The 20285-nt window shown below is 68.4% G+C and carries 20 protein-coding genes; 7 read left to right on the top strand and 13 right to left on the bottom strand.

What is annotated here, in order from left to right:
* Positions 1-39: 39 nt before the first annotated feature.
* The 6 genes from KDW55_RS25075 to KDW55_RS25050 all read right to left on the bottom strand — a co-directional run bounded on the left by KDW55_RS25075 (position 40) and on the right by KDW55_RS25050 (position 5919).
* Complete coding sequence (locus tag KDW55_RS25075) at positions 40-1608, bottom strand: chemotaxis protein CheA (protein WP_212161383.1); 1569 nt, start codon at positions 1606-1608, stop codon at positions 40-42.
* A 44-nt stretch (positions 1609-1652) separates the two neighbouring features.
* Positions 1653-1925, bottom strand: coding sequence for a hypothetical protein (locus KDW55_RS25070; RefSeq protein WP_080294510.1), 273 nt, complete (start codon positions 1923-1925; stop codon positions 1653-1655).
* Positions 1926-2001: 76 nt separating this feature from the next.
* Positions 2002-2592 (bottom strand): hypothetical protein, encoded by a 591-nt coding sequence (locus KDW55_RS25065; protein WP_212161384.1) that lies wholly within the window; start codon positions 2590-2592, stop codon positions 2002-2004.
* A gap of 111 nt (positions 2593-2703) precedes the next feature.
* Positions 2704-3036 carry a hypothetical protein gene (locus KDW55_RS25060; protein WP_040141227.1) on the bottom strand — a complete coding sequence of 111 codons (333 nt, stop codon included), beginning with the start codon at positions 3034-3036 and terminating at the stop codon, positions 2704-2706.
* Positions 3037-3867: 831 nt separating this feature from the next.
* Entirely contained in the window at positions 3868-4164 is a 297-nt protein-coding gene (locus KDW55_RS25055) for a hypothetical protein (protein WP_156789113.1), read from the bottom strand.
* An 828-nt stretch (positions 4165-4992) separates the two neighbouring features.
* Complete coding sequence (locus tag KDW55_RS25050) at positions 4993-5919, bottom strand: AraC family transcriptional regulator (RefSeq protein ID WP_212161385.1); 927 nt, start codon at positions 5917-5919, stop codon at positions 4993-4995.
* A 179-nt stretch (positions 5920-6098) separates the two neighbouring features.
* On the opposite strand from KDW55_RS25050, the gene KDW55_RS25045 reads away from it, so the two are divergent.
* The 7 genes from KDW55_RS25045 to KDW55_RS25015 all read left to right on the top strand — a co-directional run bounded on the left by KDW55_RS25045 (position 6099) and on the right by KDW55_RS25015 (position 12660).
* Entirely contained in the window at positions 6099-6560 is a 462-nt protein-coding gene (locus KDW55_RS25045; RefSeq protein ID WP_009692967.1) for a (2Fe-2S)-binding protein, read from the top strand.
* A 2-nt stretch (positions 6561-6562) separates the two neighbouring features.
* Positions 6563-8773 (top strand): xanthine dehydrogenase family protein molybdopterin-binding subunit, encoded by a 2211-nt coding sequence (locus KDW55_RS25040; protein ID WP_040140429.1) that lies wholly within the window; start codon positions 6563-6565, stop codon positions 8771-8773.
* 427 nt (positions 8774-9200) lie between these two features.
* Positions 9201-9599, top strand: coding sequence for a winged helix-turn-helix domain-containing protein (locus KDW55_RS25035; protein ID WP_040140431.1), 399 nt, complete (start codon positions 9201-9203; stop codon positions 9597-9599).
* A 52-nt stretch (positions 9600-9651) separates the two neighbouring features.
* Positions 9652-9852 (top strand): hypothetical protein, encoded by a 201-nt coding sequence (locus tag KDW55_RS25030; RefSeq protein WP_069243186.1) that lies wholly within the window; start codon positions 9652-9654, stop codon positions 9850-9852.
* Positions 9853-10012: 160 nt separating this feature from the next.
* A complete protein-coding gene (gene sctQ / locus KDW55_RS25025) occupies positions 10013-11191 on the top strand; it encodes a type III secretion system cytoplasmic ring protein SctQ (protein ID WP_069243187.1) in 1179 nt (392 codons plus the stop codon).
* A gap of 3 nt (positions 11192-11194) precedes the next feature.
* Positions 11195-11869: a type III secretion system export apparatus subunit SctR gene (gene sctR / locus KDW55_RS25020; RefSeq protein ID WP_040140436.1), complete on the top strand. Its 675-nt coding sequence runs from the start codon at positions 11195-11197 to the stop codon at positions 11867-11869.
* Complete coding sequence (locus tag KDW55_RS25015) at positions 11869-12660, top strand: lytic transglycosylase domain-containing protein (RefSeq protein WP_212161386.1); 792 nt, start codon at positions 11869-11871, stop codon at positions 12658-12660. The genes sctR and KDW55_RS25015 overlap by 1 nt, the downstream gene beginning before the upstream one ends.
* Positions 12661-12701: 41 nt before the next feature.
* Here KDW55_RS25015 and asnB read toward each other — a convergent pair whose 3' ends face one another.
* From asnB to KDW55_RS24980, 7 genes are all read right to left on the bottom strand, one after another.
* Positions 12702-14669, bottom strand: coding sequence for an asparagine synthase (glutamine-hydrolyzing) (gene asnB, locus KDW55_RS25010; protein ID WP_069243188.1), 1968 nt, complete (start codon positions 14667-14669; stop codon positions 12702-12704).
* A gap of 274 nt (positions 14670-14943) precedes the next feature.
* Positions 14944-15975, bottom strand: a complete 1032-nt coding sequence (locus KDW55_RS25005) for an EscU/YscU/HrcU family type III secretion system export apparatus switch protein (protein ID WP_069243189.1) — start codon at positions 15973-15975, stop codon at positions 14944-14946.
* Positions 15976-16002: 27 nt separating this feature from the next.
* Positions 16003-16812: a type III secretion system export apparatus subunit SctT gene (sctT, locus tag KDW55_RS25000; protein ID WP_040140443.1), complete on the bottom strand. Its 810-nt coding sequence runs from the start codon at positions 16810-16812 to the stop codon at positions 16003-16005.
* A complete protein-coding gene (locus KDW55_RS24995; protein ID WP_069243190.1) occupies positions 16806-17534 on the bottom strand; it encodes a hypothetical protein in 729 nt (242 codons plus the stop codon). Before KDW55_RS24995 ends, sctT begins: the two co-directional genes overlap by 7 nt.
* Positions 17527-18912: a type III secretion system ATPase SctN gene (sctN, locus tag KDW55_RS24990; RefSeq protein ID WP_212161388.1), complete on the bottom strand. Its 1386-nt coding sequence runs from the start codon at positions 18910-18912 to the stop codon at positions 17527-17529. The genes KDW55_RS24995 and sctN overlap by 8 nt, the downstream gene beginning before the upstream one ends.
* Positions 18909-19538: a type III secretion system stator protein SctL gene (gene sctL / locus KDW55_RS24985; protein WP_040140449.1), complete on the bottom strand. Its 630-nt coding sequence runs from the start codon at positions 19536-19538 to the stop codon at positions 18909-18911. Before sctL ends, sctN begins: the two co-directional genes overlap by 4 nt.
* Positions 19520-20260 (bottom strand): SctK family type III secretion system sorting platform protein, encoded by a 741-nt coding sequence (locus KDW55_RS24980; protein WP_059544362.1) that lies wholly within the window; start codon positions 20258-20260, stop codon positions 19520-19522. The genes sctL and KDW55_RS24980 overlap by 19 nt, the downstream gene beginning before the upstream one ends.
* Positions 20261-20285: the final 25 nt, after the last annotated feature.

The raw sequence follows: 20285 nt of genomic DNA, 5'->3' as shown, positions 1-20285 counted from the left end.
GCACGGCCGGACGCCAGCCGCGCGCAAGACGCCCCCCGCCTACGACGACGTGCTCGTCGAAATGACGGCCGGAGCCGGCATCGCGGGTTCGGCGTGCTGGTCGCCCGTGGCGGGGGCGGCGACGGTCGGTGCGTCCGCGGCCGGCGCGGGTTGCGCTGCGCTGTCGGTTGCCGGAGCCGGTTCAGCGACCTTGGCCGCGACGGCCGGCATGGGTTCCGGTGCGTTGTCGGCAACCGCAGGCGCAGGCTCCGCTGCCTTCTCGGCAACGACCGGCGCAGCAGGCTCCGGTGCCTTGTCGACAACCGCTGCCGCGGGCTCCGATGCCTTCTCGGCGACGACCGGCGCAGCAGGCTCCGGTGCCTTGTCGGCAACCGCAGGCGCGGGTTCCGATGCCTTCTCGGCAACGACCGGCGCAGCAGGCTCTGGCGCCTTGTCGGCAGCCGCAGGCGCAGGCTCCGCTGCCTTCTCCGCGACGACCGGCGCAGCAGGCTCCGGTGCCTTGTCGGCAACCGCAGGCGCAGGCTCCGCTGCCTTGTCGGCAACGACCGGCGCAGGCTCCGGTGCCTTGTCGGCAACCGCCGGCGCAGCGACGATCGCGGCCGGTGCAACGGCCGGCGCGGCAACCGCCGCCGGCGCTGCCGCGGCAACCGGTGCGGCAACCGCCGCCGGCACTACCGCAGCGGCCTGCGACGCCTTCACCGCCGCCGCTTGCGTAGCGGCCGGCACGGCACCGACCGCAGGAGCAGCGATCGGCGGCGCGGCCATCGGCACGGGCACGGGCACAGGCATCGGCGCCGCCTGAACCGCGGCCGTCGCGACCGGCCGCGCCTGCGCGGGTGCTGGCGCAGTGCCGTCGAGCGGCGGCAGGCCCATGCGGCTGCGCACGATCGGATCGCGATACTTCACGTCGTCGGCGACGGTCGCTTCGGCGGACGGCGCAACATTCGAACGCGCAAGCGGCGCAGTCGTACCCGGGCACAGATGCCCGGTCGCTTCCACCGCGCGCCGGTTCGCATCGCTCTGGCACAGCAGCGCCAGCGCGACGTCGGTCAACCCCATCGCGCGGAATTCGCGCGCATCGAGACGGCGCACGCACGCCTGGTCGACCAGGGTCGTGCCGCCGGTCGCGCCGAACCCCGGAAACGACACGCCGACGCTCACCGAACCCATGCAGGTATCGGACAGCGTGGTCGTGAGGCCGGGCGCCTGGATTGCCGGGTTCGTCTTGATCGTCTGCGTGCCCGAATAGTTGACGTTTTCCGACGTCTGGGTGTTGTACGGGCTCGTGCCCGGAGCGCCCGCCGCGAGCGAGCTCGTGCTCTGCGGCGTGACGTTCGTACCGCCGCTCGCGGAGGACGGCATCGTCACGTTGACCTGCACGCTCGAATTGCCGCTGCCGCGTACACCGCTCGTGCTGGCGCTGCTGGCGTTGCCGCCGCGCGAACTCGTGACGTTCGTGTTCATGCTGGAGCCGCCGCCCTGGCTGATCGCCGTCGACGACGTCGAGGACTGCGCGCTTGAAGTCGAGTCGGCGGTCTGCGCGTGGGCGCCGATCGTGGCCATCGCGAACATCGCCGCACATGCCACCCTGATCTTGTTGCTGTTCATTTCACTCTCCGGACGAGGTTTGACCTCCCACCCAGGCAACCGTACTAATTCCCCTGAATTCCTTCAGATTTGCCTGCTTCCCCGAACTGCTTCCAGCCGCTACCAAGCTGGGACCACGATTCACCCGACATCCCCGGCCATGGCCGGACATCCGATGCGCCGATCACACTGCCCGACGAAAGCACTGTTTGTTGCGACGGGTTGGTTGTAGGGTTTGACGTCTGCAAATTCGATTGCACGTCGTCGGCAACACGATCGGCGCCATGTGCCGTCAAAGACGCGAGCATCAGAGCGGCGGCAATCAATTTCTGCTTCATGCCAACTCCTTACGGAAATCACGGCGCTCGGAAAGAGACCAGCATCGCTGGGAAACTGGTCCCCCCGAACGCGCGCTCAAGGACTGCCTGCGGTTGCACCGGAACTTCCCTGGCTGCCGCCCGATGCGGAGGGCGAGCCGAACGGGCCGGTGCCCCACACAGTCGACGAGTTGTAGTGGTTCGAACCCGCAATCGCGCTCGACCCGCCGATGCCCGTCATGCCCGCGGCGCCCGCGTTCGCGATGCCGTTATCGTTCGCACCCGTTGCCGTGTAGTGGTTCGCGCCCAGTACGATCGTGGCGGTCACCCCTCCCGACAGCGCGTTCGCGTTCTCGCTCGTGTTGCCGGTTCCAGCGAACGAGCCTGCGGCGCCGATACCGCCGCCTGCCGCGAACGCGCCTCCGTTCGTGCCGAAGCCGCTGGCCGTCGAAGTCGAGTCGTGATACGCGGATGCCGTGCCGGCGGAACCGGCGGGCGTCACGGTACTTCCAGCGTTGGCGCCCGCTACCGAAGTCGAGTTGCTCGTATAGCTGCCGGTACCGACCAACACCGAACCGGAGACGCCTGCCGCAACGGACTGCGTCTGGTTGAATGTCGACGGACCGGAAGCCAGTACGGCTGACGACAAGACGGTGAGCGCCGCCGCTACAAAAACGTTGGCTTTCATAGCAATTCCTTTCTGTGAGGAAGCTCGGTGGCCGGACCGCAGGGCCCGCCCTCGCGGGACGGAACCCTGCATCCGCGCCACCCGTCCATGACGAACGCTATGCGCCGCGGCTTAGTAGTGGTAGTTGTACATCGTCCAGCCGGTCGAGCCGGCATTCGCGCCGCTGGACCCGCCGGCTTGCGCGCCACCGAAGCCGAAGCCGCTGACAGTCGACGTCTGCGTATGGTTCGTGTACGACATCGAACCGCTGCTGCCGCCGCCGGCCGTCGCGCCTGCCGCGCCGAGTCCCGAACCCGAATCGGTCGCGGTGAAGTGACCGAACCCGACGACCCCGGCCATGGTCTGGCCGCCGCTCGACGAGTTGCTGGTCGAAACCGTGCCGCTCGCTGCGAACGCTGCACCCGAGACCGCCATCACTGCTGCTGCAATCAGAAGCTTCTTCATGGTCGACTCCATAACGGCGTGGACGGAACAAGCGAGGAAAGCTGCACGCCTTCAACTTTCCTGCCCTGAGCAATCCCGTCAAATGAGGATCACTATCTAATTTAAAAAAACCGCCTCACGACAAATCATGATCCCCGGAATTTTTCTTACCGGATCAATTCAATTTTCACTCAATTATCTTTATGAACTTTCAAGACGCTTTTCCACGTCTCGAAGAAATCCGCTCGATAATCAAAAACCAAATACCGGCCACAACCGGATCCAGGCAATCGCCATTCCAGTTTATTTTTTCCCGATATGTAGCGTCACGACATACGGACGCGCCGCATCAGCTTCAGCGAGCTGAAAATGCGAAAAGTGATTACGCACCGAAAATGCAGGCTGCTTGAAACAGTGTCGCTATCGCACCCATAACGGCTCCGCACTCCGGTCTGGCGGCATCGCCTCTCCCCAAGCTACCGATGAAAGACACTCTGGAACGTCCGGCCCACGGGCGTTCGATCTAATTCGCCCGGCGCCGTGCAATACCCGGCGCGATGGAAACACGCTTGCACGGCAAAAGACCGATTCGCGTCGAACTGCTCGGCACAAGCAGCAGAGCCCATCCGGATGTATTGAAAGAAGGCGAGCACCGCTGTCGGTCGGTTGTCGCACGAAACGACAATCGCTTCAGCGTGTGCAATGCGCGAATGCGCGGAACCCCGCGATAACGAGCCCGCGATGCTGGCACTGCATCGCGAGTCATGCCCCCAGTTGTCCAACTCCCCCAACGGGGCGCGCAGCATGCGCGGATCAGCTGACTGCTTGTGGTCTTCATCGCCGTATCCCCGACTACTTATTGACGAAATGGCCGCCCCCCATCTTTCGTTGCATCAGGTCGACCGTTCGCCGGTGCGTCCAATAACGCAAGCGGCATGCCATGGTCGATTCCACCAACGGTTGCCCGTACCCTCGCGCCCGCAATACCGCTCGAATTGCCGGAAACGTAATTTTTTGTTTCAGGAATGTATCGCGACAACGGCGGCCGACATGCGGCGATCCCCAAATACCGCGCAGCAGTCCCGCGAAAAGCCCGACGAATGCGTAATTCGGCGGAGCACGGAGCGGGATGGCAAACAGGTGTTTCATGATTGAGAAGTGCACCGTCGCGCCGCGCGGCCCGGGGCTGTGGCATGCATGCGGCGATCGCCCGTAACGGCCTGTTTGTAGCGACTGCCGCGCGCAAACCGGCGGGCGCGGCGCGCCCGATACGGCAGGCCCCACGGCAGTCCCCGAATGTGCGTGCCGGCTCCCGGCGAAACGCATTTGATTCATCCGTGAAAATACCGAGGGGATCACGCATCCAATGCCAATGCAAACGCACGGCGAGAATCGGTAAATGCGACCATGCGGCCGAAGCTTTCTTGCAGTCCCGCGGTCAAAAAGACGGCGCCACGCTCGACGCACGCCCTTTCAATACGCTCTGTCGAGGATTACCGCCTTCATTCAATTGGCCGACGTTTCGCACGAGCAACCACTTCACTTGAATGCCTGAATGGCTACCGTCCGGCCCGATGCGACACTCGCCGGAAACATTTCCGACACGATATCGGCCGCGAATCTCATCGTTGAAACACGAGGGTGAACGCGCAATCCGTGCCGGCAATACGGCGCGTGGCGATTTTTTATGCGCGCTTCGCCCCGTCGATTCGCATCGATGAAGCCAATCGACGGATCCGCCGGCCGCCTTCGGGATACGTGCATGAAACCGAAGTGCGGCCGCCTCGACGCTGCGCGCGCCGCTGTGCGGTTTGCGCCCGCAAGAACGGGGATGGCACGCGAATTGTGGGTGTCGCGATTCCGGCCGCCGGCGCGGCGCGCCCGAAAAAACGCGCGATCGCATCGATACACCGGCCCGGCTGAATCACGCCGCGCGTGCCACCGACGACGTTCATCCCGGCATGCGCGGCACCGCGCTCACGTGCCGAGCAGCTCCTTCTTGCGCAGATGCACGACATCGCGCATCGGCGGCGCGCCGAACAGCCGGCTGTATTCGCGGCTGAATTGCGACGCGCTCTCGTAGCCGACGGTCGCGGCCACCGAGCCGACGTCGCCGCCTTGCCGCAGCAACAGACGCCGCGCCTCGTGCAGCCGCAGTTGCTTCTGGTATTGCAGGGGGCTCAGCGTCGTCACGTGCTTGAAGTGATGGTGCAGCGACGACACGCTCATGTTGACCGCCTGCGCGAGCGTCTCGACCCGCATCGGCTCCGCGTAGTGATCGCGGATCCATTCGATCGCGCGCGCAATCCGGTGCGTCTGGCTGCCGGCGACGGCCATGTGGCGCAGCCGTGTGCCCTGCCCGCTCGTCATCAGCCGGTACAGCAGCTCCTTTTCGATCAGCGGCGCGACGACCGGAATATCCGCCGGCGTATCGAGCAGACGCACCAGCCGCAGCGCGGCATCGAGCAGCGGCGGCGTGAGCTCGCCAACCGCGATCCCCTCGCCTTCGGGGCCGGCATCGGGCTCCGGCAGCCGCATTTCCGCCGCGAGCTCGACGATGCGTTGGAGGTCGAGCGTCAGCGTCAGGCACAGGTACGGCGCGGCCGGCGATGCCTGCGTGACGCGCGAGAGGATCGGCAAGTCGATCGACGTAATCAGGCAATGCTGCGCATCGTATTCGTACGCATGGCCGGCGACGATCACGCGCTTTGCGCCCTGCGCGGCGATGACGAGCGCCGCGCGCGACACGCCGCAGCCGAGATCGACCGGATGCGTATGGCGGTGCAGCATCAGCGCGGGTACCGCGGTCGCGTGGGAGCCGTCCGCGGGCGCGAACCGGGAAATCAGCGACGCCAGTTCGCGCCGCCCGAATTCGCGCGATGCCGCGATATCGGTCAAGTCCATGGCGGGTTCCTCGCTTCGTTTCCGTGAATCGCCGGAGCATAGCGAAACGCCCGGCGCCGTGCCGGGGATTTGCAGGATTGTTCAATAAATTTGCAGGATTGGGTAGACGCAAAAGCGGACGTGTCGCGCACACTCGCGGCTATCCTGGCGCATGCCGGGTTTTCCCCACGGAGACAACAATGCCCACCACGTTTGTCCTGAACGGCAAGAGCGTCACGCTCGACGCCGATCCGTCGATGCCCGTTCTCTGGGCGATCCGCGAACACGCGGGGCTGACCGGCACGAAATTCGGCTGCGGCATGGCGCAGTGCGGCGCGTGCACCGTTCACCTCGAGGGCCAGGCCGTCCGCTCGTGCGTGCTGCCGCTCGCGGGAATCGCGGGCAAGCACGTCACGACCATCGAAGGGCTGCAGAGCAAGCCGGCGCAGGCCGTCCAGGCCGCGTGGGTAAAGCTGCAGGTGCCGCAATGCGGCTATTGCCAGTCCGGCCAGATCATGTCGGCCACCGCGCTGCTCGAGCAAAACCCGAAACCGACCGACGCGGACATCGACGCCGCGATGAACGGCAACCTGTGCCGCTGTGCGACCTACGCCCGCATCCGGGCCGCGATCCACGACGCGGCCGCAACGCTGGGAGCCTGACCATGACGATCGAACTCGACAATGCCGGTTCGGTGCGTACGTCGCGCCGCACGTTCCTGAAGGCCGCGGGTGCCGCGGCCGCCGTCAGCCTGACGATCGGCTTCGAATGGGCGGGCCTCGGCCGCCGCGCGCTCGCCGCGACTGCTCCGGCTACGGACTTCGCACCGAACGCATTCCTGCGCATCACGCCCGACGGCGCGGTCACGGTCATCGCGAAGCACGTCGAGATGGGCCAGGGGGCGTACACCGGCATCGCGACGATCGTCGCCGAAGAACTCGACGCCGACTGGTCGAGCGTGCGCGTCGAAAGCGCACCGGCCGACGCGAAACGATACGCGAATCTCGCGTTCGGCACGATGCAGGGCACGGGCGGCAGCTCGGCGATGTCGAACTCGTGGCAGCAATTGCGGGAAGCCGGCGGCAAGGCGCGCGCGATGCTCGTGTCGGCTGCGGCCGCACGCTGGAAGGTGCCGGCCGGCGAGTTGACCACCGACAAAGGCGTCGTCACGCACGCGAAGACCGGCAAGACCGCGGCCTACGGCACGCTCGTCGCCGATGCGTCGAAGCTGCCGGTGCCCGACAAGGTCACGCTGAAGCAGCCGGCGGACTTCAAGCTGATCGGCCATCGCATTGCGCGCGTCGACGCGTCGGCGAAGTCGAACGGCACCGCGCATTTCACGCTCGACACCACGTTCCCCGGGATGCGCGTCGCGCTGCTGCAGCGCCCGCCGCGCTTCGGCGCGACGGTCAAGTCGTTCGACGCGACCGCCGCGAAGGCGGTGCCGGGCGTGGTGGCGGTCGTGCAGGTGCCGCAAGGCGTCGCCGTCGTCGCGACCGGTTTCTGGGCCGCGAAACAGGGCCGCGATGCGCTGAAGGTCGACTGGGACGAAACGCACGCCGAACGGCGCAGCTCGGACGAGCTCATGCGCGAATACCGGGCGCTCGCCGCGAAGCCCGGCGCGTCGGCTCGCAAGGACGGCGATGCCGACGCGGCGATCGCGGGTGCTGCCCGCAAGATCAGCGCGACGTACGAATTCCCGTATCTGGCGCACGCACCGATGGAGCCGCTCGACGCGGTGGTGAAGCTCACCGCGAACGGTTGCGAGATCTGGGCCGGCGACCAGTTCCAGACGGTCGACCAGGGCAACGCGGCGAAGGTCGCGGGCCTGAAGCCCGAGCAGGTGCAGATCCACACGCTTTACGCGGGCGGCAGCTTCGGGCGGCGCGCGAACGCTTGGTCCGACTACGTGGTCGAGGCCGTGTCGATCGCGAAGGCGCTCGGCGCGGACGGCACGCCGGTGAAGCTGCAGTGGACGCGCGAGGACGACATCCAGGGCGGTTTCTATCGCCCGATGTACTTCCACAAACTCGACGCAGGGCTTACCGCGGACGGCCGGCTGGTCGGCTGGCGTCACCGGATCGTCGGCCAGTCGATCCTCGCCGGCACGCCGTTCGAGGCGTTCATGGTGAAGAACGGGATCGACGCGACGTCGGTCGAAGGCGCGGCGAACCTGCCGTATGCGGTGCCGAACGTGTCGGTCGAACTGACGACCACCAAGGTCGGTCTGCCGGTGCTGTGGTGGCGTGTAGTCGGCAGCTCGCACACCGCGTATGCGGTCGAGGCGTTCATCGACGAAGCCGCGCATGCAGCGGGCAAGGATCCGTACCTGTTCCGCCGCGACCTGCTCGCGAAGGAGCCGCGCATGCGCGCGGTGCTCGAGCTCGCCGCGCAGAAGGCCGGCTGGGATCCGGCCAAGCCGCTGCCGAAGGGACGCGGGCGCGGAATCGCAGTAGCCGAGGCGTTCAAGAGCTACGTCGCGCAGGTCGCGGAAGTGTCGGTGGACGCGGACGGCAAGGTGAAGGTCGAGCGCGTGGTGTGCGCGGTCGACTGCGGGATCGCGATCAACCCGGACATCGTCGCCGCGCAGATGGAAGGCGGCATCGGCTTCGGGCTCGGCGCGGCGCTGCACAGCGCGATCACGCTGAAGGACGGCCAGGTCGAGCAGCGCAACTTCGACGGCTACCACGTGTTGCGGATGGCCGAAATGCCGAAGGTCGAGGTCCATATCGTGCCGTCGGCGGAAGCGCCGACCGGTGTCGGCGAGCCGGGCGTCGCGCCGATCGGGCCGGCGGTGGCGAACGCGATCTTCGCCGCGACCGGCAAGCGGCATTACGTGCTGCCGTTCGATTCGGGCGACAGCGCGAAGGCGTGACGGGCGCAACGCGATACGCCGGGCCGGCCGCGTAACGGGAACGTTGCGCGGCCGGCCTTTTATTCCGCTGCGGCGCGTTCCCCGCGTGCCATGTTGCGGACGGTCGCTCGTCCGTGCCCGACTTCCGGCCCCAGGCCCGGAACAGGAAACGCGGACGAAAGTTTGCCGCAGCGTCTCCACGGCCCGGATTGCCGGGCGTTACGCCGGCCGTAACGTTCGCATCGATGCTACGTAACAATCCTTAAAACTTGGGCCGGCCGCCGCGACCTGCGGCGCCCCTGCCCCGCGTTAAAAATTCTTTTAGATTCAACGCTGGCGCGCCATCCGCCCAGCCGGCCCCCACTCCCGCCCGCCCGCCCCGCATCCTGGCCCGGAAGTTGCAGTACATGACCCGCAAACACTCCTTTACGGACATGCGAGGGCCAACATGGATTGCAAATACCTGTACATCGACAACATAAAAATCAACTTCGTGCGCCGCACGATCGAAATCGACAACAAGGTCGTCGACGTCACGCCGCGCGAATTCGACGTCGTCGAATTCCTGCTCGACAACATGAACAAGATCGTGCCGCGGCAAGCGATCCAGGAAGCGGTGTGGGGCCGCGAGCTCGGCGTGTCGTCGCGCACGCTCGACACCCACATCTCGCGCATCCGCTCGAAGCTGCAACTCGATTTCGACAAGAACATGCGGATCATCCCGATCTATGCAGTCGGCTACCGGCTCGTGCTGTTCGGCGCGGCGATGACGCACGTCGAGCGCCACGATGCGGCGCCGCTGCTGCGCACCGCGCCGCAGCCGACGTTGACCGCCGACTACGCGTGACGCATAGCGGCTTGCCCGCCGCCGCCAGCGCGCAGCACGCCGGTTAGCCGTCGTGGCCGCGCTGCGCGAGCGCGGCGCGGCCCTGCGTGCGGGCGCCGCGCCGCTCGACCACGAACGCCGCCGCCAGGCGGCGTTTGCCTTGGTGGCGGCCGAATGCGCACGCACGCGGCCGCTGGCGGCGATGCGGCCCGACGCCGCTGCGCGCTCTGCGCTGCCGTCGCCCCGCCTTACCACCCCGCAACTGCCTTCGTAGCTGGCCGGCACCCGCGCTGCCGCGCAAACCGCACGACTACGGATTCCGGCGCGGCACGCGAGCGGCGCCGTCCCTACAATCGACGCAGCAGCCGCGCGCAACCCGCGCCGCCGGCCACAACAATCCGTCGAACCAACGCCGAATCCGCCCTGATCCCGCCGTGCCTGCGCTGCCCCTGACGAATGCCGACGCCGGCGACGCCGCGAACCGCGCGCCGCCCGCCGCTGCCGCCCCGGCCGCCGTCTCGCCCGCACCGGCGACGGCAGCGGTCGCGCTCGACGCGTCGCCGTATCTGCCGCGTCTGTCCGCCGCCGCCGCGCGCGGGCTGTCGCATGCGTACGGCGCGACGGCCGCCGTGCCGGTCACGCTGGGCGAACACGCGTACGAAGTACGCTGGCGCGTCGACGCAGAGCCGGCTGCGGACGCGCGCGCATACCGTTTCGTGGTCGGCCCGGCCGCGGGCACGCTGTGGATCGATCCGGTCGCGGAAAGCGAGTGGCTCGGCGACGCCGCCGATCCGGCCGTGCCGGCCGTCATCCGCGCGGCGCTGCTCGCCGACCTCGCCGCGCCGCTCGCGGCCGTGCTCCAGGCGGCGACGCGGCAGCGCGTGGAACTGCTGCCGCCGCCGGCGAGCGCACCCGCGTCGCCCACCGCGCCCGCCGCGCTGCGCTTCGAGCTGCGCCGCACCGACGGCGCATGGCGCTGCCACGGCGCGTTGCTGTTCGACGCGCCGGATGCGCTCGCGGTGTTTTTCGCGACGCCGCCGGCCGCGCGCCCCGACACGCACACCGCGTACGCGAGCCTGCCGGTGCCGCTCGTGTTCGAGATCGGCCGGACCGAGCTGACGATGGCCGAGCTCGCCGACGTCGTCGGCGGCGACATCATCGCGATCGAGCGCTGGCGCGCGCACGAGCAGAACCTGCTGTGCATCGCGCGACTGCCCGCCGCGCCGGCCTGGGAAATCACCGGACGGCCGTCGGGCGCCCGACTGACCGTCGAACGAATCAGGGAGATGCCTTTGGAACCGACCCGCAACGACACCCCGCCCACGACCGCGACCGCGAACGCGCACGACGCGCCGGCGGACGATGCGCCGCGCTCGCTCGACGGCCTCGCAGTCGACCTGCGTTTCGAGTTGCCGCCCACGTCGATCCCGCTCGGCGAACTCGGCACGTTGCAGCCGGGCGCCGTGATCGAGCTGCAGCAAGGAATCAACCAGAGCGCGATCCATCTCGTCGCGAACGGGATGCTGATCGGCACCGGCCATCTGATCGCGGTCGGCCAGAAGCTCGGCGTGCGCGTCGTCACGCTGACGCAACCCGCGCCGCGCGAGCGCTGAACGATGGGCAACCTGCCGAATCCGGTCGCGCTGATCGCGGTGATCGCCGCGCTCGGCATCGCGCCGTTCGCGGCACTGATGGTGACGAGCTATACGAAGCTCGTCGTCGTGCTCGGCCTGTTGCGCTCGGCGCTCGGGATCCAGCAGGTGCCGCCGAATCTCGTGCTGAACGGCATCGCGCTGATCCTGTCGCTGTTCATCATGGCGCCGGTCGGAATGTCGATCCGCGACGCGCTGCAGGCGCGCCACTTCGACGCGTCGGGACAACTGTCGACCGCCGATATCGGCGCGCTCGCCGATGCCGCGCTGCCGCCGATCAAGGATTTCCTCGTGTCGCATACGCGGCAGCGCGATCGCGAATTCTTCGTCCGCACGGCGACGTCGGTGTGGCCGAAGAACCGCGCCGACGGCATCAAGGACGACGATCTGCTCGTGCTGGTGCCGAGCTTCACGCTCGCCGAGCTGACCAAGGCGTTCCAGATCGGCTTCGTGATCTACATCGTGTTCATCGTCGTCGACTTGCTGGTCGCCAACATCCTGCTTGCATTAGGGATGCAGATGATCTCGCCCACGACGATCTCGGTGCCGTTCAAGCTGCTGCTGTTCGTCGCGCTCGACGGCTGGTCGCTGCTCGTGCACGGGCTCGTGCTGTCGTATCGGGTCGCAGGAGCCGGATGATGCGCGCAAGCGTTCTGCTGCGAACCTCCGCCTCGTGCGCGTGCGCGCTGGCCGCGCTCGCGCTCGCATTTGCGCAGCACGGGCTCGCGCATGCGGCCGGCAGCGCCGCGGGTTTCGTGCAGCTTGCGCGCGCGTGCGCGCCGAATGTCGATGCCGATACGCTCGCCGCGCTCGTGCGCACCGAATCCGGTTTCAATCCGTATGCGATCGGCGTGGTCGGCGGCCACCTGACGCGCCAGCCGGCGTCGCTCGACGAGGCGCGCGCGACCGCGCGCGAACTCGCGGCGCGCGGCTTCAGCTACAGCGTCGGGCTCGCGCAGGTAAACGAACGCAATTTCGCGAAGTACGGCCTCGATGAAACGACGATGTTCGAACCGTGCCGCAACCTCAACGCCGGCGGAGCGATCCTGACCGAATGCTTCGCACGGTCGTCGACTACAGGCCGCCCCGCGCAGGCCGCATTGCGCGCGGCGCTGTCGTGCTACTACAGCGGCAACTTCACGACAGGTTTCTCGAGCGGCTATGTGAGCCGCGTCGTCGCGAGCGCGCAGCGCAACGCGCGCGAAGGCGGCGTCGAGCCGATACCGGTGGTGCGCGACGTGCCGCCGCCCGCGCGGCAGCGGCGCATGGACGCAGCCGCGACCACCCCGCCCGAGCGCGTGCGCAGGATGCCGTCGCCGTCGGCCTCCGCCGACGCACCGTCATGCCACGCGCGTCCGGTCGTGATGATGTGCCGCGGCTTGTCGGCGAGCCAGGCGAACCGGCTGTGCGTGCGGTGTCTCGATCAGTGAGCGCCGACGCGGCGCCCTCCTGACGTACGCGTCATTCCGCTTCACGCCGCACGCTGCCCGTCCAGCCACGCCTGGAACATCAGCACCGTCCACAGCTGGTGCTGCCAGTTCATCCGGCCCGTCTGGTGCTGGCGCCACAGCCGCTCGACCGCGGCCGCGTCGAAGAAGCCCTCGTCGCGCAGCCGCGACGGCTGCAGCAGCGCGTCGGCCCAGTCGCGCAACGCGCCGCGCAACCAGTGATCGACCGGTGCGCAGAAGCCCTGCTTCGGCCGGTCGATCAGCGACGACGGCACGTACCGGTCCAGCAGCCGGCGCAGCAGCGCCTTCGATTGCCCTTCCGGCAAACGCACCGACGCAGGCACGCGCCACGCGAATTCGACGACGTGATGGTCGAGGAACGGCATGCGCGTCTCGAGGCTCACTGCCATTGCCGCGCGGTCGACTTTCGCGAGGATGTCGGTCGGCAGGTACGTGAGCGTGTCGATTGCCATCGCCTGCTCGGCGAAGCTCAGGTTCGCGGGCCATGCGGACGCCGTATCGAGCGGCGTCGGCGGCTCCTTGCCGGCGAGCGCGATGCGCTCCGGATGATGCACCGACGACATCAGCAGCCGGTACAAGCCGATCCGGCTCTCGGCCGTCATCACGTGGCCGAGCTTGTGCAGCCGGTCGCCGATGCGGGAGGCCGAATCGCGCGCTTCCACGCCGCTCCACGCGCCCTGTGCGACCGCCGCGAGCTGATCCGCATGATCGGGCCGCAGCGCGTGCAGCGCGGCGGCGATCCGCGCACGCACGGCTGCCGGCACGCGATGCAGCTTGCGCCACAGGCGCGGCGTCAGGAAGTAGCGCGTGTAGCCGCCGAACAGCTCGTCGCCGCCGTCGCCGGACAGGCTCACCTTCACGTGCCGGCGCGTCAGCTCCGACACGAGGAAGGTCGGAATCTGCGACGCATCGGCAAACGGTTCGTCGTAGATGGCCGGCAGTTTCGGCACGACGTCGAGTGCGTGGCCCGCCGTCACGTACAGCTCGGTATGCCGCGTGCCGAGATGGCGCGCGACCGCCTTCGCGTAGCCGGCCTCGTCGTAGCCGGCCTCGTGAAAGCCGATCGTGAACGTATCCACCGGAGTGGCCGACTGCGCCTGCATCAGCGCGACGATCGCCGACGAATCGATGCCGCCCGACAGGAACGCGCCGAGCGGCACGTCGGCTTGCATTTGCCGCGCGACCGCCTGGCGCAGGATCGCGTCGAGCTGCCCGACGGCGTCGTCGGCGCTGCCGTCGAACGGCCGTTCGCGCCCCGCTTCGATCGTCTCCGCGAGCGTCCAGTACGCGCGCACGCGCGGCGTGTCGCGCGCGTGTTCGAACTGGATGAAAGTGCCTGGCGGCAGCTTGCTGATCCCGCGATAGATCGTGTGCGGCGCGGGCACGCTCGACTGCCGCAGGTACAGGCACAGCGCGTCGCGATCGATCGCGCCGTCGAAGCCCGGATAGCCGCGCAGCGCCTTCAGCTCCGACGCGAACACGAGTGCGTCGCCGATCCGCCCGTAGTAGAGCGGCTTTTCGCCGATCCGGTCGCGCGCGAGCGTCAACACCCGCGACGACCGGTTCCACAGCGCGAACGCGAACATGCCGGTTGCGCGCCGCAACGCCGCGTCGATGCCCCACGCGGCGATCGCCGCGATCAGCACCTCGGTGTCGGAATGGCCGCGCCACGCCGGTGCGCGACCCGCGCGCTCCAGCTCCGCACGCAATTCGCGGTGGTTATAGATTTCGCCGTTGAAGACCATGACGTAACGGCCGCACGCGGACGCCATCGGCTGCCGGCCGTGCACCGACAGGTCGACGATCGCGAGCCGCCGGTGCCCGAGCGCGATGCCGGCTTCGGGGTCGACCCAAAGGCCCTGCGCATCCGGCCCGCGATGCGCGAGGCTCGCCGTCATTCGCGCGAGCGTGGCGCGCGCTGTCTCCTCATCGAAGGCGACGCTATTCAGAAAGCCGTCGATTCCGCACATTGATATGTCCCGCCCTGTTGACCTGTTCCGTCAGGTGCGGCGCAACCTCGCGGCCGGCCGTCAGGCTGACGGTCGAGCCATATTACGAAGAAATAAATCAGCAATAATTCACGGGTGAACGACGCCGAGGACCGGAAAAAAAACCGCGTCAAGCGGCTGGCGTACCGTACGACGAAAGCAGCACGGGCGCGCTTCGACACGCGCCGATCCGACCCCGTTCGCTTCGGTGATCGCGGTCGCGGCAACCGATGGCGCGGCGATCGACGGCATGCGGCTACCGGCCGCCGGTCGCCCACTTCAGCAACTGCGCGACCTCGCGGAAATGCTGCTGCTGAATCGTGCCCTTTTCCGGCGTGCTGTCGTACAGCGCCTGCGCGAGGCCCGGGTTCGCGAGCGTCGGGCGCAGCGCGTCGCGCGCCAGTTTCACGATCCGCTCGGCCGCCTCGCCCTCGCCGCGCGCGAGCACCCACGGCAGCGTGCCGATCCCGCCGTAATAAAGCGCCACCGCGACGCTCGACGAATAGACGACCACCGACGCGAAACCGATCCGGTCCGGCAGCGACGAGAATTGCGCTTCGCGCGCGAGCTGCCGGCGCTTCGCCTGGATATGCGGATCGCCCTCGTCTTCCTTGTGCTCGCGCCGCACTTCGTCGATCGACATCTTCATCTTCTGGTTGAACTCGTGGCGCTGATGCACGATGTCGATCAGCGCCATCACGATATAGACCAGCGCGGCCCAGCCGAACAGCAGCATCAGCAGCTTCACGATGAGCGCGAGGATCGACATCGGCCGCGTGAAGCCCGACTGCACCGCCGGGTCGAGCGACGCGACGATCAGCCAGCCGAGCGTCGCGGCCAGCAGAACGGTCTTCAGCAGCATCTTCGCGAGATTCACGAGGTTGCGCATCGACCACATGTTCTTCAGCCCCTCGGCGGGGTTGAGCCGCGACAGTTGCGGCACGAGGCGGCTCCACGCCATCACGCCGCCCACCTGCACGAAGCCCGCGAGCACCCCGGCCAGCAGCCCCGCCGCGATGATCTGCGCGGACAGCATCGTCCAGTCGCGCGCGGCGCCATCGATCAGCACCGCGAGCCGCGCGGAAGGATCCGCGGCCCCCGCCGTGTCGAACACGAGCCGGAACAGCGCCTGCAGCCGCGCGAACAGCGCGCCGAGCCCGACCGCGAGCGCGACGCACACACCGACGAAGAACGCGGACGAGATCGTCTCCGCACTCTTCGGTACATCGCCTTTCTCGCGCGCCTCGCGCAGGCGCTTCGCGGTGGGTTTCTGGTCCTTTTCGGCCATGGATGCTCGTCCGGATCACGCGTGCGGTCAGGGGCCGCCATGCGCGGCGAACAGCGCACGCAGCAGCGCCATCAGCCCGCTGTCGGGACTCAGCAACGCATGCAGCGACGCATAGACAACCGGCAGAAACAGCACCATCATCAGGACCGCGAGCGCGCTCTTCAGCGGCTGCGAGAACACGAAGATGTTCAGTTGCGGCACCGCGCGCCCGACCAGGCCGATGCCGAGTTCGACCAGCACCAGCACGATGACCACGGGCGCGGCGAGCTTCACCATCCAGTCGAAGATCGTGTCGGTCTGTCGCACGACGAAGGTTTGCAGCATCGACGAGAAATCCGGCCCGAGCGAGCCGATCGGCCACCACGCATACGACTGCGCGAACAGTTGCACGAGCGCCTGCAGGCCGCCCGCAGTGACGAACAGTGCGATCGCGACGAAATTGAGGAAGCCCGACGTCGGTCCGCCCTCGTGCCCGCCCATCGGATCGAAGAACGCGGCGCTGCCGCTGCCGGTCTGGAAATCGATCAGATAGCCGACGCCCTGGATCGCGAACAGCACCGCGCTGAACGCGCCGGCGAGCAGCATGCCGACCACCGCCTCCTTCGCGACCAGCAGGCACCACATCAGGAACGGCAGCGCGGCGACCTGGGCGGGGTCGATTACCGGCGCGACGAACGCGGCGATGACGACCGCGATGCCGTTGCGCACGAGGCCGGTGATGATCTGCTCGTTGAACACCGGCACCACGAACATGATCGGCAGCAGGCGCGGCATCACGTAGAGCAACGGTCGCAGCGTGCCGGCGATGTCGTTGAAGTTCGCCGCGTGGTCTAGCATCGGCGCTCCGCGGCAGCGGGTGCGGCAGCGGCAGCTGTATCGTCCGCAGGCGCGCTTGCCGAGATCGCAGCGGCCTCGGCCGTAGGCGCGGTTGCTGCGGCCTGCGCGTTCGAGTCCGTCGCTGACGCCTCATGTGGCGCGCCCGCCTCTACCGCATTCCCCGACATCTCCGCATCGAATGCGGCGGCCAGGCCGGCGGACGACGACGCGCCGTCCGCATCGCCCGCCCACACACCGGCCGTCGCGAAACGCCGCACCGCATGCGCGTCCGCGACTTCATCGGCGTCGCGCTCGACCCGCGCGGCACGCGCGTGCAACGCTTTCTCGCCCGCCTTGTCGAGCTTGTCCTCGGCGGCCTTCGCCTTGCGCGCGGCGCGCTGCAAGCCGGCCAGCGTCGCTTCGTGATCGCGATGCACGTGCGCGGCCTCGCTGACCGACGCGTTCGCGACACCGATATGGCGATCGAACGTACGCGTATCGGCCGCCGCGTTCTGCAGCGCGCGCGCCTCGCGCACGTCGCCGGCGAGCCGCGTCTGGATGGCGGCCTTCGCGGCAACCTGCTGCGCGAGCTGCGCGTGCGCGGCGTCGAGCGCGCGGCGGCTCTGCGCGGCGATGCCCTGCTGGCGCGCGGCGGCGACGCGCGCGATCTGGCTGCGCATCTCGCGCACGCGCTTCAGGCGTGCGAGGGTCGCGAGCACCAGGCGGTCGTCGGCTTCAGACATGATCGTTCGCGAGTTTCGTCAGTTTCGCGAGCAGCGCGTCGAAGCGCACGTCCTCGCGAGCCCCCTGCGCGCAGAACGCGCCGATCGCATCGCGCGCGCGCAGCGCGAGATCGCCGAGCCGGTCGCTGCCTTCGCGATACTCGCCGATCTGCACGAGCAGCTCGATCTCCTGGTATTTCGCGATCAGCTCGCGCACGCGCGCGGCCGACTGCTGGTGCGCGCGGCTCGCGACAAGCGGCATCACGCGCGACAGGCTCGCGAGCACGTCGATCGCCGGATAACGGTTCGCGAGCGCGATCTTGCGCGACAGCACGATATGTCCGTCGAGTATCGAGCGCACCTCCTCGGCGATCGGATCGGATTCCTCATCGCCTTCGACGAGAACCGTGTACAGCGCGGTGATCGAACCGGTCGCGCCCTGCCCCGCGCGTTCGAGCAGACGCGGCAGCACCGCGAACGTCGACGGCGGAAAGCTGCGTCGCGTCGGCGGCTCGCCGCTCGCCAGACCGACTTCGCGCTGCGCGCGCGCAAAGCGCGTCAGCGAGTCGACCAGCAGCAGCACGCGCTTGCCTGCATCGCGGAAATGCTCGGCGATCGCGGTGGCCACGAGCGCGGACTTCACGCGCTCCATCGCCGGGCGGTCGGACGTCGACACGACGACGATCGACCGCGCGCGCACGTCGGGCGACAGGCTGTGCTCGATGAACTCGCGCACTTCGCGGCCGCGCTCGCCGACCAGCGCGATCACGTTCACGTCGGCCTGCGCGCCGCGCGCGATCATCCCGAGCAGCGTGCTCTTGCCGACGCCGGACGGCGCGAAGATGCCCACGCGCTGTCCGACGCCCAGCGTCATCAGGCCGTCGATCACGCGCACACCGGTCGGGAACGGCGTGTCGATCATCTTGCGCGCGAGCGGATTCGGCGGGTCCTGCTGCGTCGACACCCACGCGGCGCCGGTCACGGGCCCGCGATCGTCGAGCGGCCGGCCGAGGCCGTCGAGCACCCGGCCGAACAGCGCATCGCCGACCGGAAACACATGCTCGCGTCCGGACGGCACGACGCTCGTCTCCGGCGACAGGCCCGCAACGTCGCCGAGCGGCGTCAGCAACGTGGTCTGCCGCGAGAAGCCGACCACTTCGGCGAGCAGCGTCGGCTGGTTCGGCGTACGCAGCTCGCAGATCTCGCCGAGCCGCGCGCGAATGCCGGTCGCGTTCAATATCTGGCCGACCGCGTGATTGACGCGGCCCTGCACCGACACCGGCGAAAAGAACGCAAGCCCCGCATCGAGATCGCCGACGAGCCGGCCGCGATCGAACTGCGCGGCATTGTCGTCGCGTTCGCCGCCGATCGGCTGCGGATCGTCGAGCGGCGCGTTCATCGCGTCGTGCCCTTCAGCGCGTCGCGGCGAATCGCGTGGCGCAGCGCGTCGATCTGCAGGTCGAGGCTCGCGTCGATGCGCCCGGACGGCGTCTCGACCGTGCACGCGTGATGCTCGAGCTGCGCATCTTCGACGATGCGGATGCGTTGCCGGTTCGACTGGCCGGCGAACGCGCGTTCGAGCGCGTCGCGCATTTCGTCCTCGCGGCCGGGTGCGACGCGCACGATCAGAAACGCTTCGTCGCGCACGAGCGGCGCGATCCGCGCAAGCGCGGCCTCGTACAGCTTCTGCGCGCTCATGTCGCCGACGATCGCACGCACGGCCTTCACGACGATGTCGGCCATCGCGTCCTTCATCGACTCCATCGTGCGCGCGGCGGCGAGCGCCTGTGTATAGGCCTGCGCAGCATGCTCGCGCTGCGCGCGGCGCATCCCTTCGTCATAGCCGGCCGCCTGCCGCTTGTCGAATTCGCGTTGCGCGTCGGCGACGATGCGCGCGGCCTCGTCGCGCGCGGTTGCGATCACCGCCGACGCATCGAGCAGCGCCGCGTATTCGCGCTCCTTGAGCACCTTGCGCTCCGACAGCAGCTGCAGGTTGTCGCTCGTGATCAGAAAAGCCAGTCCCATGATGCGAGCCTCTCGGGAATCAGAAACAGGAACAGCAATTCGCCGAACTGGTCGCGCTGCGCGCGATTCAGCCAGTACGGCGCTTCGTCGTCGATCGCTCGGTTGAATTTCAGGCGCACGCGCCGCGCGACCGCGTCGCCCGCCACGCCGATGAAATCCGCCAGCAGCCGTCCGCCGCGCGCGCGGATCACGACCGGCAGCGCGGCCGGGTCGGCTCGCCACGGTTCGAGCGTGTCGGCGAGCGCGCCGAATTCGGGCGCGCGCTCGAGCGCAAGCTCCAGCGCGTCGCCGCCGAGCTTCGCCGCGACTTCTGCGCGAATGCGCCGCGCGCCGAGCGCATCGCGCAGCCAGCCGCGATGCAGCAGCAGCCCGGCATACGACGCGAGCTGCTCGAGCGCCGCGCCCGGCAACAACGCGAGCCGCGCGCACGGATTCGCGACGTCGAAGTCGTGATGGTCGGCCACACCGTTCACGTCGAGCAGATGGCGCGCGAGCAGCTTGCGTCCGGCCGGGCCGAACGCGTCGGGCGAGCGGTAACGCGCGGGCCATTCGGCGGGCACGCGTGTCACGTGCAGATAGCGGTCGGGCCGCAAGTTGAATTCGCACACGAGCGCGTGAAACGCTGCGCGCCGCGCGGCAGGCGGCGCTGCGACCGGTTGCAGCCACGGCAGCGGCGCCGCGTCGGGTGCGGCGCCCGGCGGCGGCGTGGAGGCATCGTTCATGCGCCGTCGCGCTGTCTCTTATACA

Origin of the sequence: Burkholderia sp. AU19243, from assembly GCF_018148075.1 — a bacterium.
Taxonomy (GTDB): Bacteria; Pseudomonadota; Gammaproteobacteria; order Burkholderiales; family Burkholderiaceae; genus Burkholderia; species Burkholderia latens_A.
The sequence above is the reverse complement of the archived record's forward strand: the minus strand, read 5'-3'. Positions and strand labels throughout refer to the sequence as shown.

Excerpts from the sequence above, each read along its gene's own strand:
- KDW55_RS25050 (WP_212161385.1), bottom strand. The coding sequence starts at position 5,919 with ATGGACTTGACCGATATCGCGGCATCGCGCGAATTCGGGCGGCGCGAA.
- KDW55_RS25055 (WP_156789113.1), bottom strand. The coding sequence starts at position 4,164 with ATGAAACACCTGTTTGCCATCCCGCTCCGTGCTCCGCCGAATTACGCA.
- sctN (WP_212161388.1), bottom strand. The coding sequence starts at position 18,912 with ATGAACGCGCCGCTCGACGATCCGCAGCCGATCGGCGGCGAACGCGAC.
- KDW55_RS24980 (WP_059544362.1), bottom strand. The coding sequence starts at position 20,260 with ATGAACGATGCCTCCACGCCGCCGCCGGGCGCCGCACCCGACGCGGCG.
- KDW55_RS24995 (WP_069243190.1), bottom strand. The coding sequence starts at position 17,534 with ATGTCTGAAGCCGACGACCGCCTGGTGCTCGCGACCCTCGCACGCCTG.
- KDW55_RS25060 (WP_040141227.1), bottom strand. The coding sequence starts at position 3,036 with ATGAAGAAGCTTCTGATTGCAGCAGCAGTGATGGCGGTCTCGGGTGCA.
- KDW55_RS25070 (WP_080294510.1), bottom strand. The coding sequence starts at position 1,925 with ATGAAGCAGAAATTGATTGCCGCCGCTCTGATGCTCGCGTCTTTGACG.
- KDW55_RS25075 (WP_212161383.1), bottom strand. The coding sequence starts at position 1,608 with ATGAACAGCAACAAGATCAGGGTGGCATGTGCGGCGATGTTCGCGATG.
- sctT (WP_040140443.1), bottom strand. The coding sequence starts at position 16,812 with ATGCTAGACCACGCGGCGAACTTCAACGACATCGCCGGCACGCTGCGA.
- KDW55_RS25040 (WP_040140429.1), top strand. The coding sequence starts at position 6,563 with ATGACGATCGAACTCGACAATGCCGGTTCGGTGCGTACGTCGCGCCGC.
- KDW55_RS25005 (WP_069243189.1), bottom strand. The coding sequence starts at position 15,975 with ATGGCCGAAAAGGACCAGAAACCCACCGCGAAGCGCCTGCGCGAGGCG.
- sctR (WP_040140436.1), top strand. The coding sequence starts at position 11,195 with ATGGGCAACCTGCCGAATCCGGTCGCGCTGATCGCGGTGATCGCCGCG.
- KDW55_RS25035 (WP_040140431.1), top strand. The coding sequence starts at position 9,201 with ATGGATTGCAAATACCTGTACATCGACAACATAAAAATCAACTTCGTG.
- KDW55_RS25045 (WP_009692967.1), top strand. The coding sequence starts at position 6,099 with ATGCCCACCACGTTTGTCCTGAACGGCAAGAGCGTCACGCTCGACGCC.
- asnB (WP_069243188.1), bottom strand. The coding sequence starts at position 14,669 with ATGTGCGGAATCGACGGCTTTCTGAATAGCGTCGCCTTCGATGAGGAG.
- sctL (WP_040140449.1), bottom strand. The coding sequence starts at position 19,538 with ATGGGACTGGCTTTTCTGATCACGAGCGACAACCTGCAGCTGCTGTCG.
- KDW55_RS25015 (WP_212161386.1), top strand. The coding sequence starts at position 11,869 with ATGCGCGCAAGCGTTCTGCTGCGAACCTCCGCCTCGTGCGCGTGCGCG.
- KDW55_RS25065 (WP_212161384.1), bottom strand. The coding sequence starts at position 2,592 with ATGAAAGCCAACGTTTTTGTAGCGGCGGCGCTCACCGTCTTGTCGTCA.